We start from the raw sequence: 17,769 nt of genomic DNA, 5'->3' as shown, positions 1-17,769 counted from the left end.
TACTGGGTGTGTTTGACGCTTGACAGGAACGACCGTATAGTACGAGAGGAACTACGGTTGGGTGCCACTGGTTTACCGGTTGTCCGAGAGGGCACTGCCGGGCAGCTACGCACCACGGGGTAACGGCTGAACGCATCTAAGCCGGAAACCCACCTGGAAAAGAAGCGTCGCCGAGGTCTCTCCTAGAAGAGGAGTTCGATAGACTCGGGGTGTACGCGTCGAGGCAACGAGACGTTCAGCCCGCGAGCACTAACCGATCGAAGCCACCAATCATTCCATCGCTCCGCCCGATGAAGCGGGTCCGGGCGTAAACTGGATCGCACGTACAGACGGTAGTGAAGACACCACCGGTGTTGGACGCGAGAAGTAACGTCTTCTCGTTCCGCGGTTCGATTCCGCGAGCCGGCGTTAAGGCGGCCACAGCGGCGGGGCGACTCCCGTACCCATCCCGAACACGGAAGATAAGCCCGCCAGCGTTCCAGCGAGTACTGGAGTGCGCGAGCCTCTGGGAAATCTGGTTCGCCGCCTACCATTCATTCAAACCCTGCGTAGCATCCGCTACGTGGGGTTTTTTGTATTTATCCAGCGAGTGGCGACGCTACTCCTCGGCCCCCCGCGGCCGTTCGATCGCCTCGAGGTCGATCCGGCTCCGGACCCACTTGACGCCGCGTGACAGCATCCGGGTACGAGAACGGTGGCGGCGGTCATCGCGACGGTCATGATAACGAGCGTCACGACGATCCGCGTTTCCCCGTGACGAAACCGCTCAGAAACTCCCATGCCGTGGCTTAGGCTGTCATTTATGATCTGCTCCCGCTCCGGGTGGGAAAAATCTGGGTCCGCGGCATGTCGGACCTGATACTTCCGTCCTCTCGCCCTGTCGATCGGCGGGTACCGCTACTCTTAAATCGCCCTCTCCGCTATTTGTAGCCGCGCCAAGGTGGCAGAGTCTGGCCTTACGCGGTTGCCTGCAGAGCAACTATACGCCGGTTCAAATCCGGCCCTTGGCTTGTTTTCTCTCCGATCGGCAGACCACCAACACTCCTCGACCGTCCCATTATAAGACGGTGGCTGGCTTCATCCCCTGGTATGGCACAGGTCAGATTTCGGGATCCGGCCGGGAGCGTCCGGACCGGTGAGCTCTCGGACGGGCGGATCGACGCGGCCGGTCGCACGTACGACCGCGATGCAGTCGAGTTGTTGGCCCCGACCGAGCCGACCAAGATCGTCTGTATCGGCCGTAACTACGCGAAACACGCCGACGAACGCGACGAGGACGTCCCGGATCGGCCGCTTTTGTTTCTCAAACCGCCCAGCGCCGTCGCCGCCCCGGGTGCGGCGGTTCCGCTCCCGGCGGGCAAAGAGCACATCGAACACGAGGCGGAACTGGCCGTCGTGATCGACAAACAGGCCCGCAACGTCGCGGCGGCCGACGCCGAGGAGTACATCGCCGGCTACACCTGCTTCGACGACGTCTCGAACCGCGACGACCAGGATCGGGAGCAAAACTGGGTGCGCGGGAAGGCCTTCGACAACGCGGCGCCGATCGGCCCGGCGATCGCACCCCCCGAGGCGGTCCCGGCTGACGCCTCGATCGAACTCCGGGTGAACGGCGAGACCCGCCAGTCGTCGTCGATCGAACACCTGATCTTCCCGATCCCGGAGCTCATAGAGGAGATCACGACTTACATGACCCTGGAGCCGGGCGACGTCGTCGCGACCGGAACGCCGGAGGGCGTCGGCCCGCTGTCGGACGGCGATCGGGTCGAGATCGAGATCGAGGGTATCGGCACGCTCGAACACACGACCGTCCGGCGGTAGTCTCCAGGCGTCGAGGTGAAGACGCGGTGACGGCCGCCGCCGTCGGCGGGTCGTCCCCTATATCAGAACGGTCTGGCGTCCCCGTCGGGCCCCTCCCCGCCGTGGGCGGCTCGCAGACAGAGCTCGTCGCGGTTGATCGTCGTTTCGGGCACCGAACCCTCGTAGACCGTCCTGATGTTTTCGGCGGCACCGCGGTGTTTCGCCGGGACGGACGTCGCCGTCGACCCCGCCATGTGGGGCGTCACGAGGACGTTGTCCAGCTCGAAAAGCGGGTGATCGGCGGGGGCGGGCTCCTCGTCGAAGACGTCGATCGCGGCGCCGTGGATCACGTCCTCCCGGAGCGCATCGAGGAGCGCTCCGGTGTCGACGAGCGGTCCCCGGGAGGCGTTCACCAGAACGCCGTCCTCGCCGAGTGCGTACAGTTCGGTCTCGCCGATCGCGCCGCGGGTCTCGTCGGTCAACGGCGCGTGAACCCCGACCGAGTCGGCCCGTTCGAAGAGTTCGTGTTTGCTCTCGAGCGGCTCGACGCCCTCGGCGAACCCCTCGACGTAGGGGTCGTAGGCGACGGTGTCCATATCGAGCCCCTGTGCCAGCTCGGATACCAGTCGCCCGATGGCGCCGTAGCCGAAGACGCCCATCGTCCCCTCGGTGATCTCGGTGTTCATGTAGTCGAACTTGTCCCAGACGCCGTTCCGGACGTTCCGGTCGGCCCGCCGGAGTTCCCGTCTGACCGCCAGCGCCGCCGTGATACTGTACTCGGCGACCGCCCGGGTGTTCGCGCCGAGGTTGTTACAGACGATGACGCCGTGTTCGGTCGCCGCCCCGATGTCGACGGGGTCGACCCCGACGCCCGGCGAGGTGACTACCTTCAGGTTCTCCGCGCGCTCGATGCGGTCGGCAGTCAGTTCGATCCCCCCGAGGACGATCGCGTCGAACGTCGGGAGATCCGCCTCCAGCGCTTCCGGGCTGTCGTATTCGTCGGCGACCGTAACCGTCGCCCAGTCGTCGTACTCCGAGCGGATCGATTCGAGCGGGCAACGTCCAACGAGCACGTTCCACGTCATACCGACCTATCGGTGTGCGGGGGCCTAAATACCCTCCATCGGCCGTCGGGCGGCTATTGTCGACGCCGCCGGAACGTTCATTCCGCGGCCGCCGCAACGGCCGGTATGGAGACGTCGCTCCTGCGGGTGCCGTCCGGACGGCTCCGGACGCCGTGGCGGTTGTTCCTCGCGACCGTGTTTTTCGCTCTCGTCTCGGTCGCCGGCACCCTCGCCGTCGTCGCCGCCGTTCGGATGTTCTTCGGCCTCGGCCTCGGCGATCCGGTCGTACTCGTCGGTTCGGTGGTCGCAAGCGGTATCGCGGTCGCTCTCGGCGTCGCGGTCGCGGCCAGGGTCCTGGACCGTCGGTCGTTCCCCGAACTGGGGGTCGCGTTCGACGCCGGGTGGCGGCGCGACCTCGGCGTCGGGGTCGCCCTCGGCGGCGTGCTCGTCGCCGGCCCGTATCTGGCGGGCGTCGCCCTCGGGGTCTATCGTCCCCGTTTCGCGCCGGCCGCCCCCGAGGGACTTTCGGTTCTCGGCGGGTTCGCCCTCGTGACGGTACTCATGTGTGTCGTCGGTGTATACGAGGAGTTACTCTTCCGTGGATACATCCTGACGAACCTCGCGGAGGGGCTGACCGTCCGCCTCGGGGGCCGGCCGGCGGTCTTCGGCGCGGTCGCGCTCTCGAGTCTCGGATTCGCCGCCGTCCACGGGAGCAACCCGAACATGAACGGGCTCGGCGTGGGCACGATCGCCGTCGCCGGCGCCGCGCTCGGCCTCGGCTACGCGCTGACGGGGCGGCTCGCGCTGCCGGTCGGGTTCCACACCGCGTGGAACCTCACCCACTTCGTCTTCGGGCTGCCGGTCAGCGGGCTGGACCTGGGGATCCGGCTGTTCGCGACCGACAGCGCCGGCCCCGCGCTCGTTCACGGCGGCGCGGTCGGCTTCGAGGGCGGGCTTCTCGGACTGGCCGGGACGCTCGTCGGGTGTCTCGGCGTCGTCGCCTACGGGCGGCTGGTCGGTGGCGGGGTCAGAACCGACATCGCGGCGCCGCCGGCCGGCCGTGACGACGGATGACGCCAGCCCCGCCCGTCGGTTTGAACCCCCGCGAACGCCGCGCTTCGAAGCCTTTATCAGCGAACTGACCCACCTTTCGGGTACTATGAGTGACAAGCCCGCCTCGATGTACAGGGACCTCGACAAGCCCTCGTACACGCGGCGCGAGTACATCACGGGCATCCCCGGTTCGAAGGTCGCCCAGTACAAGATGGGCAACTTCGACGCCGAGCCCGAGGATTACGAGGTCCAGATCAGCCTCATCCTCGATGAGGCAGTCCAGATCCGTCACGGCTCGCTGGAGGCTTCCCGGCTGTCGGCGAACCGCCGCATGCTGAAGGAACTCGGCGAGGGTGGCGACTACAAGATGATCCTCCGGAAGTTCCCCCACCAGGTCATCCGGGAGAACAAACAGGCGACCGGCGCCGGCGCCGACCGTGTCTCCGACGGGATGCGGCAGGCCTTCGGCAAGATCGTCGGGACGGCCGCCCGAATCGAGCGCGGCGAGCGGCTCTTTACCATCTGGTGTAACCCCGAAGACGCCGACGTCGCCAAGGACGCGCTCCGCCGTGCGTACAACAAGATCTCCCCGCCAGCGACGATAAAAGTCGAACGCGGCGAGGAACTGCTAATCGCCTGAGGAACCGTCGATGCACCTGGCCGACGTGACGTGGACCGACGCCCGTGACGTCGAGGCGGACTTCGCCCTTCTCCCGGTCGGCAGCACCGAACAGCACGGCCCACACGCGCCCCTCGGTCTCGACTCGATGACCGCCGAGGCGATCGCCGAAGCCGGCGCCGACCGCTACGCCGACGAAGGCACGGAGGTACTCGTCGGCCCGACCGTCCCCGTGGGAGTCGCGGCCGAACACCGGAACTTCGAGGGGACGCTTTGGGTCTCCGAGGACACGTTCCGGGCCTACGTCGGCGAGACGATCGAGAGCCTTGCGAGTCACGGGATCGATCGGGTCGTGGTTGTCAACGGTCACGGCGGCAACGTCGACGCGCTCGAAGAGCTCTGTGGGCGAATGAGCCGGGAGGGCGACGTCTACACCGCCCAGTACACCTGGTTCAACTCGACCGACTTCGAGAATATCGGTCACGCCGGCCCCGCCGAGACGTCGATGATCAGACATCTCGCTCCGGAGTTGATCCACGAGGACCGCACCGAGGCGGCGGCCGAAGGCGGCGCCGACGGCTGGGGCGAGTGGGTCTCGGGGACGAACCTCGCGTACGATTCGGACTCATTTACCGACAGCGGGGCCGTCGGCGACCCCCGCGAGGGCGACGCCGAACTCGGCGCCGACCTGCTGGATGCGGCGGCCGACGCGCTCGTCGAACTGCTGGAGGCGGTCGCGGACCGACAGCGATGACACGACGCGCCGGTCGGGCCTGTCGGCTTCGCCGGCGCCGTCGTGGCTGATTTTATGTATCGCCCCGTCCAACCCCAGCGTATGCGCGTACTCGTTCCCGTCGACGGCTCGGCCCCGGCCGAGGCCGCCTTCGATCGTACCCTCAAGTTGTTCGACGACGCCGAGATCGTCGCCCTTTACGTGATGGATCCGGTCGACGGCTCCACCGCCTGGGGTCCCGGCATCGGCGACGAGTGGCTCTCGGCGGCCGAGGAGCGTGCCGGATCCGTCCTTGAGGCGACGGCCGAGGCGGCCGAGGCCGCCGGCCGGGACGTACGGACCGAATCCACGATCGGGCGCCCGGCCCAAGAGATCGTCGAGTACGCCCAAGAGCACGACATCGACCACGTCGTCATCGGGAGCCACGGCCGCGACGGCCTCTCCCGTGTGCTTCTCGGCAGCGTCGCCGAGACGGTCGTCCGTCGGGCCCCCGTCCCGGTCACTGTCGCCCGCCGGACCGAACCGGAGTGATACCGACGAGGCGTTCGTGACGGGGCCACCGTCCGGATACGCCACCCGCGCCGGCACTGACAGTACAGCCATCCGGAGACCGGGACCGGGACCGGGTTTATTTCATCCCCGGGCGTAGCCGGTCGCATGTACGATACCGTGCTCGTGGCGACCGACGGGAGTTCGGACGCCGGGGCCGCCCTCGCTCACGCGGTCGAGTTGGCGGCGTCGGCGGGCGCGACGCTCCAGGCAGTCTCCGTGGTCGAGACCCGGACGGCCTACGACAACGCGATCATCGACCCCGAGGAGGTCCGAAAGAACCTCAGGGCCGACGCCCGCGAGGCGCTCGAGCGGGCCCGAACGGTGGCCGAAGACGCCGGCGTCGAGTGTCACACGTCCCTCGAGGAGGGCCCGCCGCCGGATCGGATCCTCGCCGTGGCCGAGCAGAAAGGCGCGGACGCGGTCGTCGTCGGTGCGACGGGTCGCTCGGGATTTAAACGGCTCGTGCTCGGGAGCACCGCCGAACGGCTGCTCGAATCCGCCCCGGTTCCGGTCATCGTTATCGGCGGCAAACAGGCCGCCGGGGCGGACTGATGGGGGTGCCCTCCACCGCTAACCGGCAGACGATCGCCGAACCGTCGGCGGCTCCTGCGGGAGTCTTTTATACATTGGGCGGCCAGATAGCGTAATGTTTGCCTTTGATGTCCTCCTCGTCGGGGACGCCCCGTCGTCGCCGGAGGTCCGGGATGCGTTCCCCGAGCACCTCACCGTCGAGACGGTCGTTTCGCGGTTCGACGAGGCGCTCTCGTATCTCCGGGAGAACGACGCCAACTGCGTCGTGTGCGATCACTCGCTTCCGGACCGAAACGGCATCGAACTGCTCTCGGCGGTCAGGGAACGCGACGCCGACCTCCCGTTTATAATCTACACCGACGACGGCGACGAGGAGGTCGCCGCGGCGGCGATCGATGCCGGGGTGACCGCGTACGTTCCCCGGGAATCGGCCTCGGACGTCGACCGCGTCGTCGATCGAACCGTCGAGTCGGCCCGCAAGGATCACGTCGCGAGGACCGTCGACGTCTCCGATCCGACCGCGGCGAACCTGCGGCTCGCCCAGCGGACGATGGACGAGGCGCCGGTCGGAATCACGGTCGCGGACGCGACCGAACCCGACGAGCCGCTCATCTACGTCAACGAAGCCTTCGAGCGGCTCACCGGCTACGACAAACACGAGGCGCTGGGCCGCAACTGTCGGTTCCTGCAGGGTGACGACACCGATCCCGAGACGGTCGCCACGATCCGACAGGCGATCGCCGACGACCGTCCGGTCTCCGTCGAGTTGCTCAACTACCGCAAGAACGGCGAACCGTTCTGGAACCAGCTGGATATCGCCCCGATCAGAAACGACGACGGCGACGTGACACACTACCTCGGTTTTCAGACCGACGTGACCGACAGAAAGGAGGTCGAACTCCGCGCACGGAGACAGGCCGAGCAACTGCAGGCCGACCGCCGGATGCGCGAGCGCTTGCTCGCCCGCATCGATGGTCTCGTCAGCCGGGTAACCGCCGCGACCGTCAACAGCACCTCCCGGACGGAAATCAACGAGCGCATCTGTAAGGCGGTCATCGAGACAAACGACTACGACGCCGCCTGGATCGGGACCAGACAGATGACGAGCGATCGGATCGTCGCCGAAGCGCGAGCAGGCTGTGGGACCGCGGCGGAGATACGGGTCCTGCCGGACGACACCGATCCCGTCAACGAGGCGGCCCGAACCGGCACCGTCGTGGTGGCCGACGCCGGGTCGCTGCCGGAGTCCTCGCCACACCGTCGGTTCATGCCCCCCGATGGCGGCATCGCCGCGATCCCGCTCCGGTACCGGGAGGCCGAGTACGGCGTCTTGGTCGTCTACGCGTCGCAGACCCGTACCCTCGACGACCACGAGACTGCGGTGTTTGAAGCGCTCGGCCGCGTCGTCGGCACCGGTATCAACGCCCTCCAGAACCAGCGGCTGCTCGTGACTGACGAGTATCTCGAACTCGTCTTCAGCGGCGGCCAGCCGGGGCCGGTGCTCGTCGAGTTGGCCGCCCGGGCCGACTGTGAGATCACCTACAAGGGCGCCGTCTCGGGATCCGACGGCCAGTTCGCCCTTTCGGTGTTGGCCGCCGGCGCCGATATCGATGCGCTGCGGGATGCGGCCGAAACGATGCCGGACCCGCCCGAACTGAAACTCGTCGCCGACTACGAGGAAGGATGTCTCCTCGAGGTGCTTCCCGGCGGGGACTCGCTGGTGCGCACAGTGCTCGATCACAACGGCTCCGTCCGATCGCTCACCGCGGGCGGTGACGACACGGACATCCGGATCGAACTCCCCGGGGCGGCCGACCCGAGTGGGGTCGTTCAGACGCTCTTAGAACAGTACGAGGGACTCACGCTGGCCTCCCAACAGCGCCGCGAGCGCGACCGAAACGCCAGACAGAAAGTCGTCGAGACGCTACAGACGGAGCTGACTGACCGCCAACTCGAAACCGTCCAGAAGGCGTATATGAGCGACTACTTCGAGTGGCCCCGGCCGGTTTCCGGCGAGGAGATCGCCGACTCGATGGGGATCACCCGGTCGACGTTCCACCAGCATCTCCGTGCCGCACAATCGAAGATCATCGGGGAACTCCTCGATGAGATTCAGCCTGTAACTGACCCAACTAGTCGGGTATGATAGATTTACTACTCGCGGGCAAACTTCGTATTATGGCCCCGACGATGTCGCATCCGACCTCACTGCACCACGAGCCTGCCGGAGTAGCGTCGTCGAGGCAACGATGACACCGGAAACGTATCTGGGGGTCCATCTCCTCTTCGTCGTGCCGCTGATCCTCGTCCTTGGGATCCTCACGTACGCTCGCTCGGCCGCGACGTGGGGGAAAGTCCCGTTCTTCGGCCTCTTCGTCGTCCTCGTTTTGGCGTTTCTGTACACGACGCCGTGGGACAACCTCCTGATCGATCAGGGTGTCTGGTGGTACGGGAGCGGCGCCACGAGGGCACACGTCTGGGCCGCCCCGATCGGCGAGTATCTGTTCTTCGTCCTCCAGCCGATCCTGGCTGCGCTGTGGCTCTATAATCTCGATATCCCGACCGAGGGATCCCTCCGGATCCCGGGTCGAACGCGTCTCGCCGGCCTCGTCGCCGGCCTCGCCGTCGGGGCGTGTGGCGCCGGGCTGTTGCTCGCCGACCCCTCGAGGCTGTATCTCGGTGCGATCCTCGTGTGGGCCGGACCGATCCTCGCGATCCAGTGGGCGTTCGGCTGGCCGCATCTCGTCCGTGCCCGGCGTACCGTCGCGCTCGGTATCGGCGTTCCGACCGTCTATCTGTGGTTCGTCGACTGGTACGCGATCACGAACGGTCTGTGGACGATTTCCACGACGTACACTGTCGGTATCGCGGCGTTCGGGCTGCCGATCGAGGAGATGCTCTTTTTCCTGATCACGAACGTCTTCATCGTCCAGGGGCTGGTTCTGTACCTGTGGCTCGTCGAACAGTGGCCGACGGTCGCCCCCGACGTTCGGGCGGCCGTCCCGCCCGCCGTCGTCGGGCTGTTCCCGGCCGGCAAACGTCGCGCGGTGGCCGACGGCGACCCGGACGAACGGGGTGAAGAGAGTGACCGAACGGTTACCTGACCGGCGATTGCTGCCTGGCGGTGTCGGTTCGGGCGAAAGCGGGGGCGTCGGGGCGCTCTCGAGGCTCGCGTTTCTTCCCGGGTGGATCGTCATCGGCGTGACGACGCTCGTCTTTCTCGCCGGCGTGTCGGTTCCGCGTTCCTATCAGTTGGTCCCGCTCGCCGCCAGCGTCGTCCTCTTCGGGCTCCCACACGGCGCGATCGATCACCTCGCGATCCCGCGAACCAGGGCGGAACCGGTCACCCCGAGGTGGCTCGCCGCCGTCGGCGGCCTCTATCTCGTCGTCGGCGGGGCCTACGCCGTCGTCTGGTTTCTCGCGCCCGCCGTGGCAGTCGGCTCCTTTATTCTCCTGACGTGGGCTCACTGGGGGCAGGGCGACGTCTACCCGCTCGTCACCTTCGGGACGGGCCACCCGACCGGCCGGGTCACGCGTCTCCTGACGGCGGCCACGCGGGGGGCGCTCCCGATGCTCGTTCCTCTCGTGGCGTTTCCCGCCGAGTACGAGCTGGTCGTCACGACGCTCGTCGAACTGTTCGATCCCGGCACAGCCGTCGCGGTTTCGGCCGCGTTCACCCCGACTGGACGGCTCGCCGTCGCGGTCGCACTCGCCGCGCTCGTCGTCGGGACGCTCGCCGTCGGGTTCCGAACCGCCGGCCCTGCGGGACGACGATCCTGGCTCCTCGACGCCGGCGAGACGCTCGCGCTCGTCGCGTTCTTTTCGACCGTTCCCCCGATCTTCGCCGTCGGGCTGTACTTTTGTTTTTGGCACTCGATTCGACACATCGTCCGGCTTTTGGCCGTCGATCCCGGCGCCGCGCCGGCGCTCGAATCGAACCGTTACATTTCCGCGCTCGTCTCGTTCGGCCGGGACGCTCTCCCGCTCACCGCGGCGTCGGTCGCGATCCTGGGGCTCTGGTATCTCGTCGTGCCGGGCACCGTCGCCGAACCGCTTTCGCTCGTCGGGGCGTACCTCGCGTTGATCGCCGTTCTCACGCTTCCTCACGTCGTCGTCGTGGCGGCGATGGATCGCGAACAGCGTCTCTGGACCGCCGACCCCCCGGCTTCGGATCGGGGCGGTTAACTATTAACCCCGTCCGACCGCAACCCTCCCACATGGAGGCGAACGCGACGACGGTCATCGACCGCCCGCCCGAAGCGGTCTTCGAGTACATGGACGTCCCGGAGAACCAGGCGCGGATCTCGCCGCGGCTCTCGGCGGTCGAGACGCTCGGCACGCTCGATACGGGCGGCAAGCGGGCCAGCTACACGTATCGCCTCTTCGGGCTATCCTTCGGCGGCGAGGTTCGCGGCGTCGAGCACGAGCCGCCCGAGCGTATCGTCTTCGAGTTGACCGGCGACATCGGGGGGCGGATCGAGTGGGACTTCGAACCGGTCGAAGGCGGCACGCGAGTCACCTACACCGCGACCTACGATCTCGGTTTCCCGCCGCTTCTCGATCGGCTCCTCGGCCCAGTTGCCGACCGGATCAACCGTCGGGAACTCGAAGCGACGCTCGAAAACCTCCACCGGCGGCTCTGACCGGGCGTCCCGTCGGCGTCCGTACGCCCGCCTACGTCCGGTTCGACCCGGTTCCGTGTGCGGATACGAGCGCCGGGGAGACATCGATACCGGCCGAAAGACCTCCTGTTGGCGGTTTTACATCTCTGAAAGGCCAAACTAGTGTGGTTCCTATTTTTTCAACGTACCGCGCGATATACTGATTGGACTATGTCACAGATCGGAATGTCAGCCACGCTACAAGCATCGCAGGCGGAGCTGTTCCGACACGTACTGAACGACCCACTCCTCGGCAGTTCGATATGGATAAACATCGGACTGGCGGGGCTGTCGTTGCTGTTCTTCGCGTACCTCGGACGGAGCGTCGATGATCCCCGCGGCCGGTTGATCGTCGTGTCAGTAATGATGGTTTCGGCCGTCTCGGTCGCCAGCTATACCGGGCTCGCCTCGGGTCTCACTATCAGCATCCTCGAGATGCCCGACGGCCATCCCATGGCAGGGACGACAACCAATCTGGCGACCGGCGGGACAGTCGATGGGACCGTCAGCCTCTGGGGTCGATACCTGACGTGGGCGTTCTCGACGCCGTTTATTCTCCTTGCGCTCGGGCTTATTGCGGGCTCGAGCATGACGAAGATCTTCACCGCTATTGTTTTCGATATCGGAATCATGATAACCGGGCTGGCTGCGGCGCTTACCACCTCCTCGTATCTGATGCGGTGGTTCTGGTACGCGATCAGCTGTACGTTCTTCCTGGTCGTCGTCTACATCCTGCTGTTCGAGTGGCCCGAGGACGCCCGGGCCGCCGGCACGGCCGATATCTTCAACACCCTGAAGCTGTTGACGGTCGTGCTGTGGTTCGGGTACACGATCTGGTGGGCGCTCGGCAACGAGGGGCTCGCCGTCGTCCAGTCGGTCGGCGTCACGTCGTGGGGGTACAGCCTCTTCGACATCGTCGCGAAGTACTTCTTCTCGTTCCTGGTGATCAGATACGTCGTCAACAACGTCGAGACGATCAGCTCCGGCGCCTCCTACGGGGCGACCACCGAGTCGACCCCCGCCGACGACTGACCGCTCGCCCGGCATCCTGTTGACAACGATTTTCTGAACATATCCTGCGGGACACGAATTTCCCCGAAACCGGGCCGGTCGACAGTGCCGACTTCTCCCGTGGATCGAAACCCATAAACTCACCACCCACCGACGTACGATCGAGCCGAGGTAGCCTAGCCCGGCCAAGGCGGTTGCTTCGAGAGCAACTGTCCGAGAGGACTCGTGAGTTCAAATCTCACCCTCGGCGCTCCCGGCCCTTTTCGTTTCGGACCCAAGCGACCGCTGTGTGTCGCTTTCCCCCCTTCTCCGAGCGACACGTGACAGGATTGACGTTCGATCCGGATTTCAATAGATATTCTCTTTTCAAAGACACTCTCCGAAGATATTTTAAATCAGAACCTGCTACGAGGAACCTACAGTGAAGCGACGAGCCGTTCTCGGCGCGGTCGGCGTCGGGGTATCTGCCGGTCTCGGCGGCTGTCTCGGTTCCGGTACCGACGGCGAGGGGACGTCACTCCGGACCGTCGAGGTCGAAAGCAGCATCAGCGTCGCCGTCTTCAGGTGGGGAATACAGGAAGGGGTATGGACCGACCGCGGGATCGATCTCTCGTTCGAAACGGCCCCGTTCGGGCGGTATAACCGCCAGATCGTCGACAACGAGGCCGATATCGGCGCCCCGTCGGCGGTCGCCCAACTCGAGTTCATGGATCGGGGTGAGCCGCTCGTGTTCGTCGGGCCCCAACAGAACATGTTCAACCGGATGTTCGCCGACGCCGACGACGAATCCATCGTGGATCCCACCGACCTCGCCGGGAAGACGTTCGGGCTCCCCGCGGCGTTGAGTTCGACGACCAGCACCGTCCACCGGGTGCTCGTCGAGGACGAGTACGGCTTCGACATCGTTGAGGACACCGCCGACACACGGGCCGCCGAACCGCCGGCCCTGTGGGAGTTCCTCCAGGAGGGGGAACTCGATGCGATCTCGCAGTTTTCGGGGTTCACCATCAGGGGGATCGCCGACGAGGGCGTCAAAACGGTTTTCGACCCCTACGAGCTCTGGTACCAGCGGACCGGCGTCGGGATCCCGACGACGGCCTTCACCGCCCGCCCGGACTGGCTGTCGGAGCACGGACGCGAGGTCGAGGACTTCCTCGCCGGCTGGGCTGCCGCCCTCGAATCGTTCGAGGCGAACGCGGAGACGGCCCTCGAGGAGTTCGGCGAAGCGGCCGGCATCACCGGTTCGGACGAGGCCGCGACCGTCGTCGAGCTGATGGGGGACGGCGTCGTCTTCGGCCCGGCCTACTACGACGAGGAACTCGTCGAGGCCCACTGGACGTTCTTCGAGCTGCTCGCCGACGCCGGGGCCGTCAGCCTCGGCGACCGGGAGACGACGTTCCGGACCGCAGAGGAGCTCGAGGCCGACACATGAGCGCCGACGGCGCGTCACGGTCCCGGTCCAAGTCGCTCCCGGCGCGCATCCGCCCGCGGCCCGCGACGGTCGTCTCGGTCCTCTCCGTCCTCGTCGGCTGGCAGCTGCTCTCGCTTCTGTTCCCCGCCTACCGGTTTCCCGGGCTGGTGGCGCTCGCCGGGGACCTCCGTCTCGTCGTCGGTGGCGGGACGCCCTTCGATCCGCTCGTCCAGTTCGGCGCCACGGTCGCCCGGGTACTCGTGGGGTTTGCCGTCTCGTTTTTCCTGGCTACGATCTGGGGGATCGCGATGGGGTCTTGGACCGCGCTCCGTGGATACCTCGCCGGGCCGCTTTTCGTCCTCCTGACCGTCCCTTCGGTGGTGTGGGCGTTCGTCGGCGTCATCTGGTTCGGACTGACCGAGTTTCTGGTCCCGGTCTTCGTCGTCGTTCTCGTGGTGTTTCCCTACCTGACTGTCACGATCTGGGAGGGGATGGGCGACATCGACGAGTCGCTCTCGGAGATGGCCCGGGCGTTCGGTGCCTCCCGGCGTGCGGTCTGGCGACACGTTTATCTCCCGCAACTTCGGCCGTACCTGTTCGGGGTCGCCCGGATCGGGCTGGCGGTCTCCTGGAAGCTGTGTCTCGTCGCGGAGGTGTTCGGTTCCGCAACCGGCGTCGGCGTCGCCGTCAAATACCACTTCGAGAGTTTCGAAAACGGGATGGTCATCGCGTGGGCGATCCCGGTAATGGTGCTGATCTACGGGGCGGACCGGCTCCTCCGGCGGCTGGAGCGATACGCGAGCCGGTGGCAACCCGAGACGACCGGCGTCCGGGGGATGGTAGAGTGAGCCGGCTCCGGATTGCGGGCGTCACCAAGCGCTTCGAGGGGGCGGACGGCCCGCTCACCGTCTTCGAGGATCTCGATCTCACCGTCGCCGACGGCGAGTTCGTCACGCTGATGGGACCGTCGGGCTGTGGCAAGACCACCCTCTTGAACGTGGTCGCCGGCATCCTCGAACCCGACGCCGGAACCGTCGAGTTCGACGGCCAGCCCGTCGATCCGGGGGAACTCCCGATCGGATACGTCTTTCAGGAACCCCGGCTGCTCGAGTGGCGCACCGTCGGCGAGAACATCGACTTCGCGCTGAAGGCGGCCGGCGTCGGCCCCGAGGAACGCGACCGCCGGATCGAGGCGTGGCTCGATCGGGTCGGACTGGGCGAGGAGCGAAACAGCTATCCGAAACAGCTCTCGGGGGGGATGCGCCAGCGGGTCGGGCTGGCGCGTGCGCTCGCGATCGATCCCGAGTTGCTGTTGATGGACGAACCCTTCTCCTCGCTCGACGAGGTGACCGCCCGAGGGGCCCGCGAAGACCTGCTCGATCTCTGGTCGGAGACGGGGACCTCGGTACTCTTTGTCACTCACGACGTCGCCGAGGCGGTCGTCCTCTCGGATCGGATCTCTCTGATGGACGAGAACGGCGCCGTCTTCGAGGAACTGGTCGTCCCCCACGGTCGGCCCCGCCAGTTCGACGACCCCGAGATCCACGAGACACAGGCCGAACTCACGCGGCTGTTCTTCGAGGAGGTCGAATGAGATGTCCCGACGCGGGCTCGGCGGCGGTGTCGTGGTGCTTTTGTGTTGGGTGCTCGCGAGCGCGCTCGCGCCGACGCTGCTGCCCGGACCGCTGGCGGTGGCCGAACGGCTCCCCGAGATCGTGGCGTCGGGTCCGGGCGGGAACGGACTGACACACCTCGGCCGGAGCCTGCTCCGGGTCGCCGTCGCGACGGCCGTCGGGCTCGCCGTCGCGGTTCCGGTCGGGGTCGCCATGGCGGTCGACGACCGCATCGAGGCCGGCGTCTCGGTCTGGCTGCCGTTCTGGATGACGATCCCGACGCTCGTCGTCGTGCTGGTCGGGATGGTGCTTTTCAGCTTCAGCGACCTCTCGGTCGTGGCCGCCGTCGTCGTGGCGGCGACGCCTTTCGCGACCGTCTCCGTCCACGAGGGCGCCGCGGACGTCGACCGGGAACTGCTCGATATGGCCGCCGCCTTCGGCGTCGATCGGCGCTCCGTCCTGCGGGAAATCTACCTTCCGGCGATCCTCCCGGCGGTCTTCGGGAGCGCCCGGTACCTGTTGAGCATGGTCTGGAAGATCGTCGTGCTGGCCGAGACGTTCGGCATGAACCGCGGGATGGGAGCGCTGTTCCGGTTCTGGTTCAACGAGGGCGATCTGACGGCACTGCTCGCGGCGCTTGCGCTCTTCGTCGGCGTGATGGTCGCTCTGCAGGCCGCGGTGACGGGGGCCGAACGTCGGCTGTTTCACTGGCGTGAGGACGTCCCGACCGCGCGGTGAGCGGTCCGTCAGTTTTCGGCCCTATCGTGCGATGAGTGCCGCCTGCCCGCCCGCGACGAACCCCGCATCGACGTTCACGACTGTCAGGTAGGTACACGACTGTAACATTCCCATCAGCGCGGCCTCGCCGTCGCCGCCGTATCCCGCTCCCGTCCCGACTGGCAGGCCGATGACGGGTGCCGAGACGAGGCCGGCGACGACCGTCGCCAGCGCTCCTTCCCGCCCGGCAGCGACGACGACACAGTCACACGCCTCGAGCGTCTCCCGCTCGGCGAACAGCCGGTGGATCGCCGAGACGCCGACGTCGTAGACCGTCTCGACGTGACACCCCATCTCGGCGGCGATCGCGGCCGTCTGCTCGGCGACCGCGATGTCGGAGGTCCCTGCGGTGACGACGCCGACCCGCCCCCGCTTTTCGGGCGGCTCGTAGTCCTCGGCCCGGAGGACGAGCGTCCCCGATCGCTCGTAGAACTCGCACTCGTCGGCCGCCGCCTGCAGGTCCGGGCGGGCGGATTCGGGTACGCCGGTGAGCAGCGCCAGCCCGATCGAGGCGAGAAGCTCCTCGCCGATCTCGAGCAGTTCGCTGTCTGTCTTGCGTTCGGCCTCGATTACCTCCGGAATGCCGGTCCGCTCGCCCTGTCGGGTGTCGACGCGGGCGAACTCTCCGAGCTGGCGGACGCCGCCGAGCCGCTCTCTGGCCTCGGTCACCGTGAGTTCGTCCCGATCGAGCGCCTCGAGGACGGCCTCGACGTCGTCGCCCCCGGCGATCTCTCCGTCGTCTCCGTCTTCCATACCGGCCATTTTCGGTCCCTCGGTGGTAGCTCTACCGTTCGCGATCGAAGACGCCCCGGTCCGAAAGCGGCTCGATCGCCGCCCGTGCGCGTTCGCGGGCGTCATCGAGGTCGAACGACCGGACGATCTCGCCGCCCTCGAGAAGCGGTTCGAGCAACTCTCTCCCGGGGGCCGTCTCGTCGCGTTCGACGACCGTATCCTCGTAGTCCTCGCGGTAGACCGTCTTCGCGCCCGGCTTGACGCCCCGTTTCGTCCGCGCGTCGCCGTCGACCTCGACGACGTTCAAAGAGAAATCGATCGGGTCGGCGTCGGCGATCGCCCCGCCGACGCCGAACCCGTCGGCGACGTCCCGCAGGCGTTCGATCGCCGGGACGTCGATCCCGCCGCTGACCAGCACGTCGACGTCCTCGCTGTCGTGCCGTCTCAGCTCCCAGCGGACGTCCTCGACGATCGCGCGCATATCGCCGCGCCGCGAACCGGTCGTATCGAGCCGGACGCCTTCCAGCGCCTCCCCGAGCGTCCCGAGGGCCCGCCGGACCTCTTCGGCCTCGTCGTCGAAGGTGTCACACAACATCACGCGGGGTACGTCCGGACCGAGCGCGTCGTCGAAGGCGCTCCAGGCGGCCTCCGAGGATCCCAGCACGATCGCGAGCGCGTGAGGCATCGTGCCGCCGGCCTCGACGCCGATGGTCTCGCCGCCGCCGACGTTGCCGATCCCGTCGGCACCCCCGACCAGGGCGCTCCGTTCGATCATCGCCCCGAGCGCGGGGTGCTGTCGACGGGTCCCGAAACTCAGGACGGTCCGGTCGCCGGCGGCCGCCCGGACCCGCCAGGCGGCCGAAGCGATCCCGGAGGCGTGAGCGAGAAACCCCAGGATCGAGGATTCGTACCGTCCGAACGCCCGGTAGGGGCCCTCGATGCGCAGGACCGGGCCGCCGGAGATCGGTGCCCCCTCCGGCGGCGCGCAGACGTCGACGGGGACCCCCTCGAGGAGCCGCGCGAGGTCCTCCAGCCCCGCGATCAGGTTCCACCCTTCGGGTGCCGAAAGCTCCGCGACGACCTCGGGGTCGGCGCCGACGTCCTCGAGGATCTCCTCCGTCCGGAGGAAGTACGCGGCCGTCGCCCGTCCCTCGTCGATGTCCTCGGCGGTGAGTAAGTCGTATTTCCGGTCGGTCATCGACCGGGATTCCG

At 67.0% G+C, this 17,769-nt stretch carries 18 protein-coding genes, 2 tRNA genes and 2 rRNA genes; 19 read left to right on the top strand and 3 right to left on the bottom strand.

What is annotated here, in order from left to right:
- The 4 genes from KM295_RS11970 to KM295_RS11955 all read left to right on the top strand — a co-directional run.
- Nucleotides 1-273, top strand: a 23S ribosomal RNA gene (locus KM295_RS11970); the annotation flags it as partial.
- A gap of 136 nt (nucleotides 274-409) precedes the next feature.
- Nucleotides 410-531: ribosomal RNA gene (gene rrf / locus KM295_RS11965) — 5S ribosomal RNA — on the top strand.
- Nucleotides 532-934: 403 nt separating this feature from the next.
- A tRNA-Cys gene (locus KM295_RS11960) sits at nucleotides 935-1,010 on the top strand.
- A gap of 79 nt (nucleotides 1,011-1,089) precedes the next feature.
- Nucleotides 1,090-1,821, top strand: coding sequence for a fumarylacetoacetate hydrolase family protein (locus tag KM295_RS11955; protein WP_256030189.1), 732 nt, complete (start codon nucleotides 1,090-1,092; stop codon nucleotides 1,819-1,821).
- Nucleotides 1,822-1,883: 62 nt separating this feature from the next.
- On the opposite strand, the gene KM295_RS11950 is transcribed toward KM295_RS11955, so the two are convergent.
- Complete coding sequence (locus KM295_RS11950; protein WP_256030188.1) at nucleotides 1,884-2,885, bottom strand: NAD(P)-dependent oxidoreductase; 1,002 nt, start codon at nucleotides 2,883-2,885, stop codon at nucleotides 1,884-1,886.
- 105 nt (nucleotides 2,886-2,990) lie between these two features.
- On the opposite strand from KM295_RS11950, the gene KM295_RS11945 reads away from it, so the two are divergent.
- From KM295_RS11945 to KM295_RS11875, 15 genes are all read left to right on the top strand, one after another.
- Nucleotides 2,991-3,938 carry a CPBP family intramembrane glutamic endopeptidase gene (locus KM295_RS11945; protein WP_256030187.1) on the top strand — a complete coding sequence of 316 codons (948 nt, stop codon included), beginning with the start codon at nucleotides 2,991-2,993 and terminating at the stop codon, nucleotides 3,936-3,938.
- Between the two features lie 85 nt (nucleotides 3,939-4,023).
- Entirely contained in the window at nucleotides 4,024-4,557 is a 534-nt protein-coding gene (locus KM295_RS11940; protein WP_256030186.1) for a 50S ribosomal protein L16, read from the top strand.
- Nucleotides 4,558-4,567: 10 nt separating this feature from the next.
- Nucleotides 4,568-5,290, top strand: a complete 723-nt coding sequence (locus tag KM295_RS11935) for a creatininase family protein (protein WP_256030185.1) — start codon at nucleotides 4,568-4,570, stop codon at nucleotides 5,288-5,290.
- An 81-nt stretch (nucleotides 5,291-5,371) separates the two neighbouring features.
- Nucleotides 5,372-5,800, top strand: a complete 429-nt coding sequence (locus KM295_RS11930) for a universal stress protein (RefSeq protein WP_256030184.1) — start codon at nucleotides 5,372-5,374, stop codon at nucleotides 5,798-5,800.
- Nucleotides 5,801-5,926: 126 nt separating this feature from the next.
- Nucleotides 5,927-6,373 carry a universal stress protein gene (locus KM295_RS11925; RefSeq protein WP_256030183.1) on the top strand — a complete coding sequence of 149 codons (447 nt, stop codon included), beginning with the start codon at nucleotides 5,927-5,929 and terminating at the stop codon, nucleotides 6,371-6,373.
- A gap of 94 nt (nucleotides 6,374-6,467) precedes the next feature.
- Nucleotides 6,468-8,498 (top strand): bacterio-opsin activator domain-containing protein, encoded by a 2,031-nt coding sequence (locus KM295_RS11920; RefSeq protein WP_256030182.1) that lies wholly within the window; start codon nucleotides 6,468-6,470, stop codon nucleotides 8,496-8,498.
- A gap of 103 nt (nucleotides 8,499-8,601) precedes the next feature.
- Nucleotides 8,602-9,456: a lycopene cyclase domain-containing protein gene (locus KM295_RS11915; RefSeq protein ID WP_256030181.1), complete on the top strand. Its 855-nt coding sequence runs from the start codon at nucleotides 8,602-8,604 to the stop codon at nucleotides 9,454-9,456.
- Entirely contained in the window at nucleotides 9,437-10,537 is a 1,101-nt protein-coding gene (locus KM295_RS11910) for a Brp/Blh family beta-carotene 15,15'-dioxygenase (RefSeq protein WP_256030180.1), read from the top strand. Before KM295_RS11915 ends, KM295_RS11910 begins: the two co-directional genes overlap by 20 nt.
- Nucleotides 10,538-10,569: 32 nt before the next feature.
- Nucleotides 10,570-10,995, top strand: a complete 426-nt coding sequence (locus tag KM295_RS11905; RefSeq protein WP_256030179.1) for an SRPBCC family protein — start codon at nucleotides 10,570-10,572, stop codon at nucleotides 10,993-10,995.
- A gap of 189 nt (nucleotides 10,996-11,184) precedes the next feature.
- A complete protein-coding gene (locus KM295_RS11900) occupies nucleotides 11,185-12,045 on the top strand; it encodes a bacteriorhodopsin (RefSeq protein WP_256030178.1) in 861 nt (286 codons plus the stop codon).
- 144 nt (nucleotides 12,046-12,189) lie between these two features.
- Nucleotides 12,190-12,274 (top strand) — tRNA-Ser (locus tag KM295_RS11895).
- A gap of 171 nt (nucleotides 12,275-12,445) precedes the next feature.
- A complete protein-coding gene (locus KM295_RS11890) occupies nucleotides 12,446-13,456 on the top strand; it encodes an ABC transporter substrate-binding protein (protein ID WP_256030177.1) in 1,011 nt (336 codons plus the stop codon).
- Nucleotides 13,453-14,283, top strand: a complete 831-nt coding sequence (locus KM295_RS11885) for an ABC transporter permease (RefSeq protein WP_256030176.1) — start codon at nucleotides 13,453-13,455, stop codon at nucleotides 14,281-14,283. The genes KM295_RS11890 and KM295_RS11885 overlap by 4 nt, the downstream gene beginning before the upstream one ends.
- Nucleotides 14,280-15,029 (top strand): ABC transporter ATP-binding protein, encoded by a 750-nt coding sequence (locus KM295_RS11880; protein ID WP_256030175.1) that lies wholly within the window; start codon nucleotides 14,280-14,282, stop codon nucleotides 15,027-15,029. The genes KM295_RS11885 and KM295_RS11880 overlap by 4 nt, the downstream gene beginning before the upstream one ends.
- 1 nt (nucleotide 15,030) lies before the next feature.
- Nucleotides 15,031-15,786 carry an ABC transporter permease gene (locus tag KM295_RS11875; protein ID WP_256030174.1) on the top strand — a complete coding sequence of 252 codons (756 nt, stop codon included), beginning with the start codon at nucleotides 15,031-15,033 and terminating at the stop codon, nucleotides 15,784-15,786.
- Between the two features lie 21 nt (nucleotides 15,787-15,807).
- On the opposite strand, the gene larB is transcribed toward KM295_RS11875, so the two are convergent.
- Nucleotides 15,808-16,578, bottom strand: coding sequence for a nickel pincer cofactor biosynthesis protein LarB (gene larB / locus KM295_RS11870; RefSeq protein ID WP_256030173.1), 771 nt, complete (start codon nucleotides 16,576-16,578; stop codon nucleotides 15,808-15,810).
- A 31-nt stretch (nucleotides 16,579-16,609) separates the two neighbouring features.
- Nucleotides 16,610-17,755 (bottom strand): nicotinate phosphoribosyltransferase, encoded by a 1,146-nt coding sequence (locus KM295_RS11865; protein WP_256030172.1) that lies wholly within the window; start codon nucleotides 17,753-17,755, stop codon nucleotides 16,610-16,612.
- Between the last annotated feature and the right edge of the window lie 14 nt (nucleotides 17,756-17,769).

It is taken from the genome of Natronomonas aquatica (assembly GCF_024449025.1).
Classification (GTDB): Archaea; Halobacteriota; Halobacteria; order Halobacteriales; family Haloarculaceae; genus Natronomonas; species Natronomonas aquatica.
Note: the sequence above shows the minus strand (reverse complement) of the source record. Positions and strands in the feature narration are given on the sequence as shown.

Excerpts from the sequence above, each read along its gene's own strand:
- KM295_RS11955 (WP_256030189.1), top strand. The coding sequence starts at position 1,090 with ATGGCACAGGTCAGATTTCGGGATCCGGCCGGGAGCGTCCGGACCGGT.
- KM295_RS11950 (WP_256030188.1), bottom strand. The coding sequence starts at position 2,885 with ATGACGTGGAACGTGCTCGTTGGACGTTGCCCGCTCGAATCGATCCGC.
- KM295_RS11945 (WP_256030187.1), top strand. The coding sequence starts at position 2,991 with ATGGAGACGTCGCTCCTGCGGGTGCCGTCCGGACGGCTCCGGACGCCG.
- KM295_RS11940 (WP_256030186.1), top strand. The coding sequence starts at position 4,024 with ATGAGTGACAAGCCCGCCTCGATGTACAGGGACCTCGACAAGCCCTCG.
- KM295_RS11935 (WP_256030185.1), top strand. The coding sequence starts at position 4,568 with ATGCACCTGGCCGACGTGACGTGGACCGACGCCCGTGACGTCGAGGCG.
- KM295_RS11930 (WP_256030184.1), top strand. The coding sequence starts at position 5,372 with ATGCGCGTACTCGTTCCCGTCGACGGCTCGGCCCCGGCCGAGGCCGCC.
- KM295_RS11925 (WP_256030183.1), top strand. The coding sequence starts at position 5,927 with ATGTACGATACCGTGCTCGTGGCGACCGACGGGAGTTCGGACGCCGGG.
- KM295_RS11920 (WP_256030182.1), top strand. The coding sequence starts at position 6,468 with ATGTTTGCCTTTGATGTCCTCCTCGTCGGGGACGCCCCGTCGTCGCCG.
- KM295_RS11915 (WP_256030181.1), top strand. The coding sequence starts at position 8,602 with ATGACACCGGAAACGTATCTGGGGGTCCATCTCCTCTTCGTCGTGCCG.
- KM295_RS11905 (WP_256030179.1), top strand. The coding sequence starts at position 10,570 with ATGGAGGCGAACGCGACGACGGTCATCGACCGCCCGCCCGAAGCGGTC.
- KM295_RS11900 (WP_256030178.1), top strand. The coding sequence starts at position 11,185 with ATGTCACAGATCGGAATGTCAGCCACGCTACAAGCATCGCAGGCGGAG.
- KM295_RS11885 (WP_256030176.1), top strand. The coding sequence starts at position 13,453 with ATGAGCGCCGACGGCGCGTCACGGTCCCGGTCCAAGTCGCTCCCGGCG.
- KM295_RS11875 (WP_256030174.1), top strand. The coding sequence starts at position 15,031 with ATGTCCCGACGCGGGCTCGGCGGCGGTGTCGTGGTGCTTTTGTGTTGG.
- larB (WP_256030173.1), bottom strand. The coding sequence starts at position 16,578 with ATGGAAGACGGAGACGACGGAGAGATCGCCGGGGGCGACGACGTCGAG.
- KM295_RS11865 (WP_256030172.1), bottom strand. The coding sequence starts at position 17,755 with ATGACCGACCGGAAATACGACTTACTCACCGCCGAGGACATCGACGAG.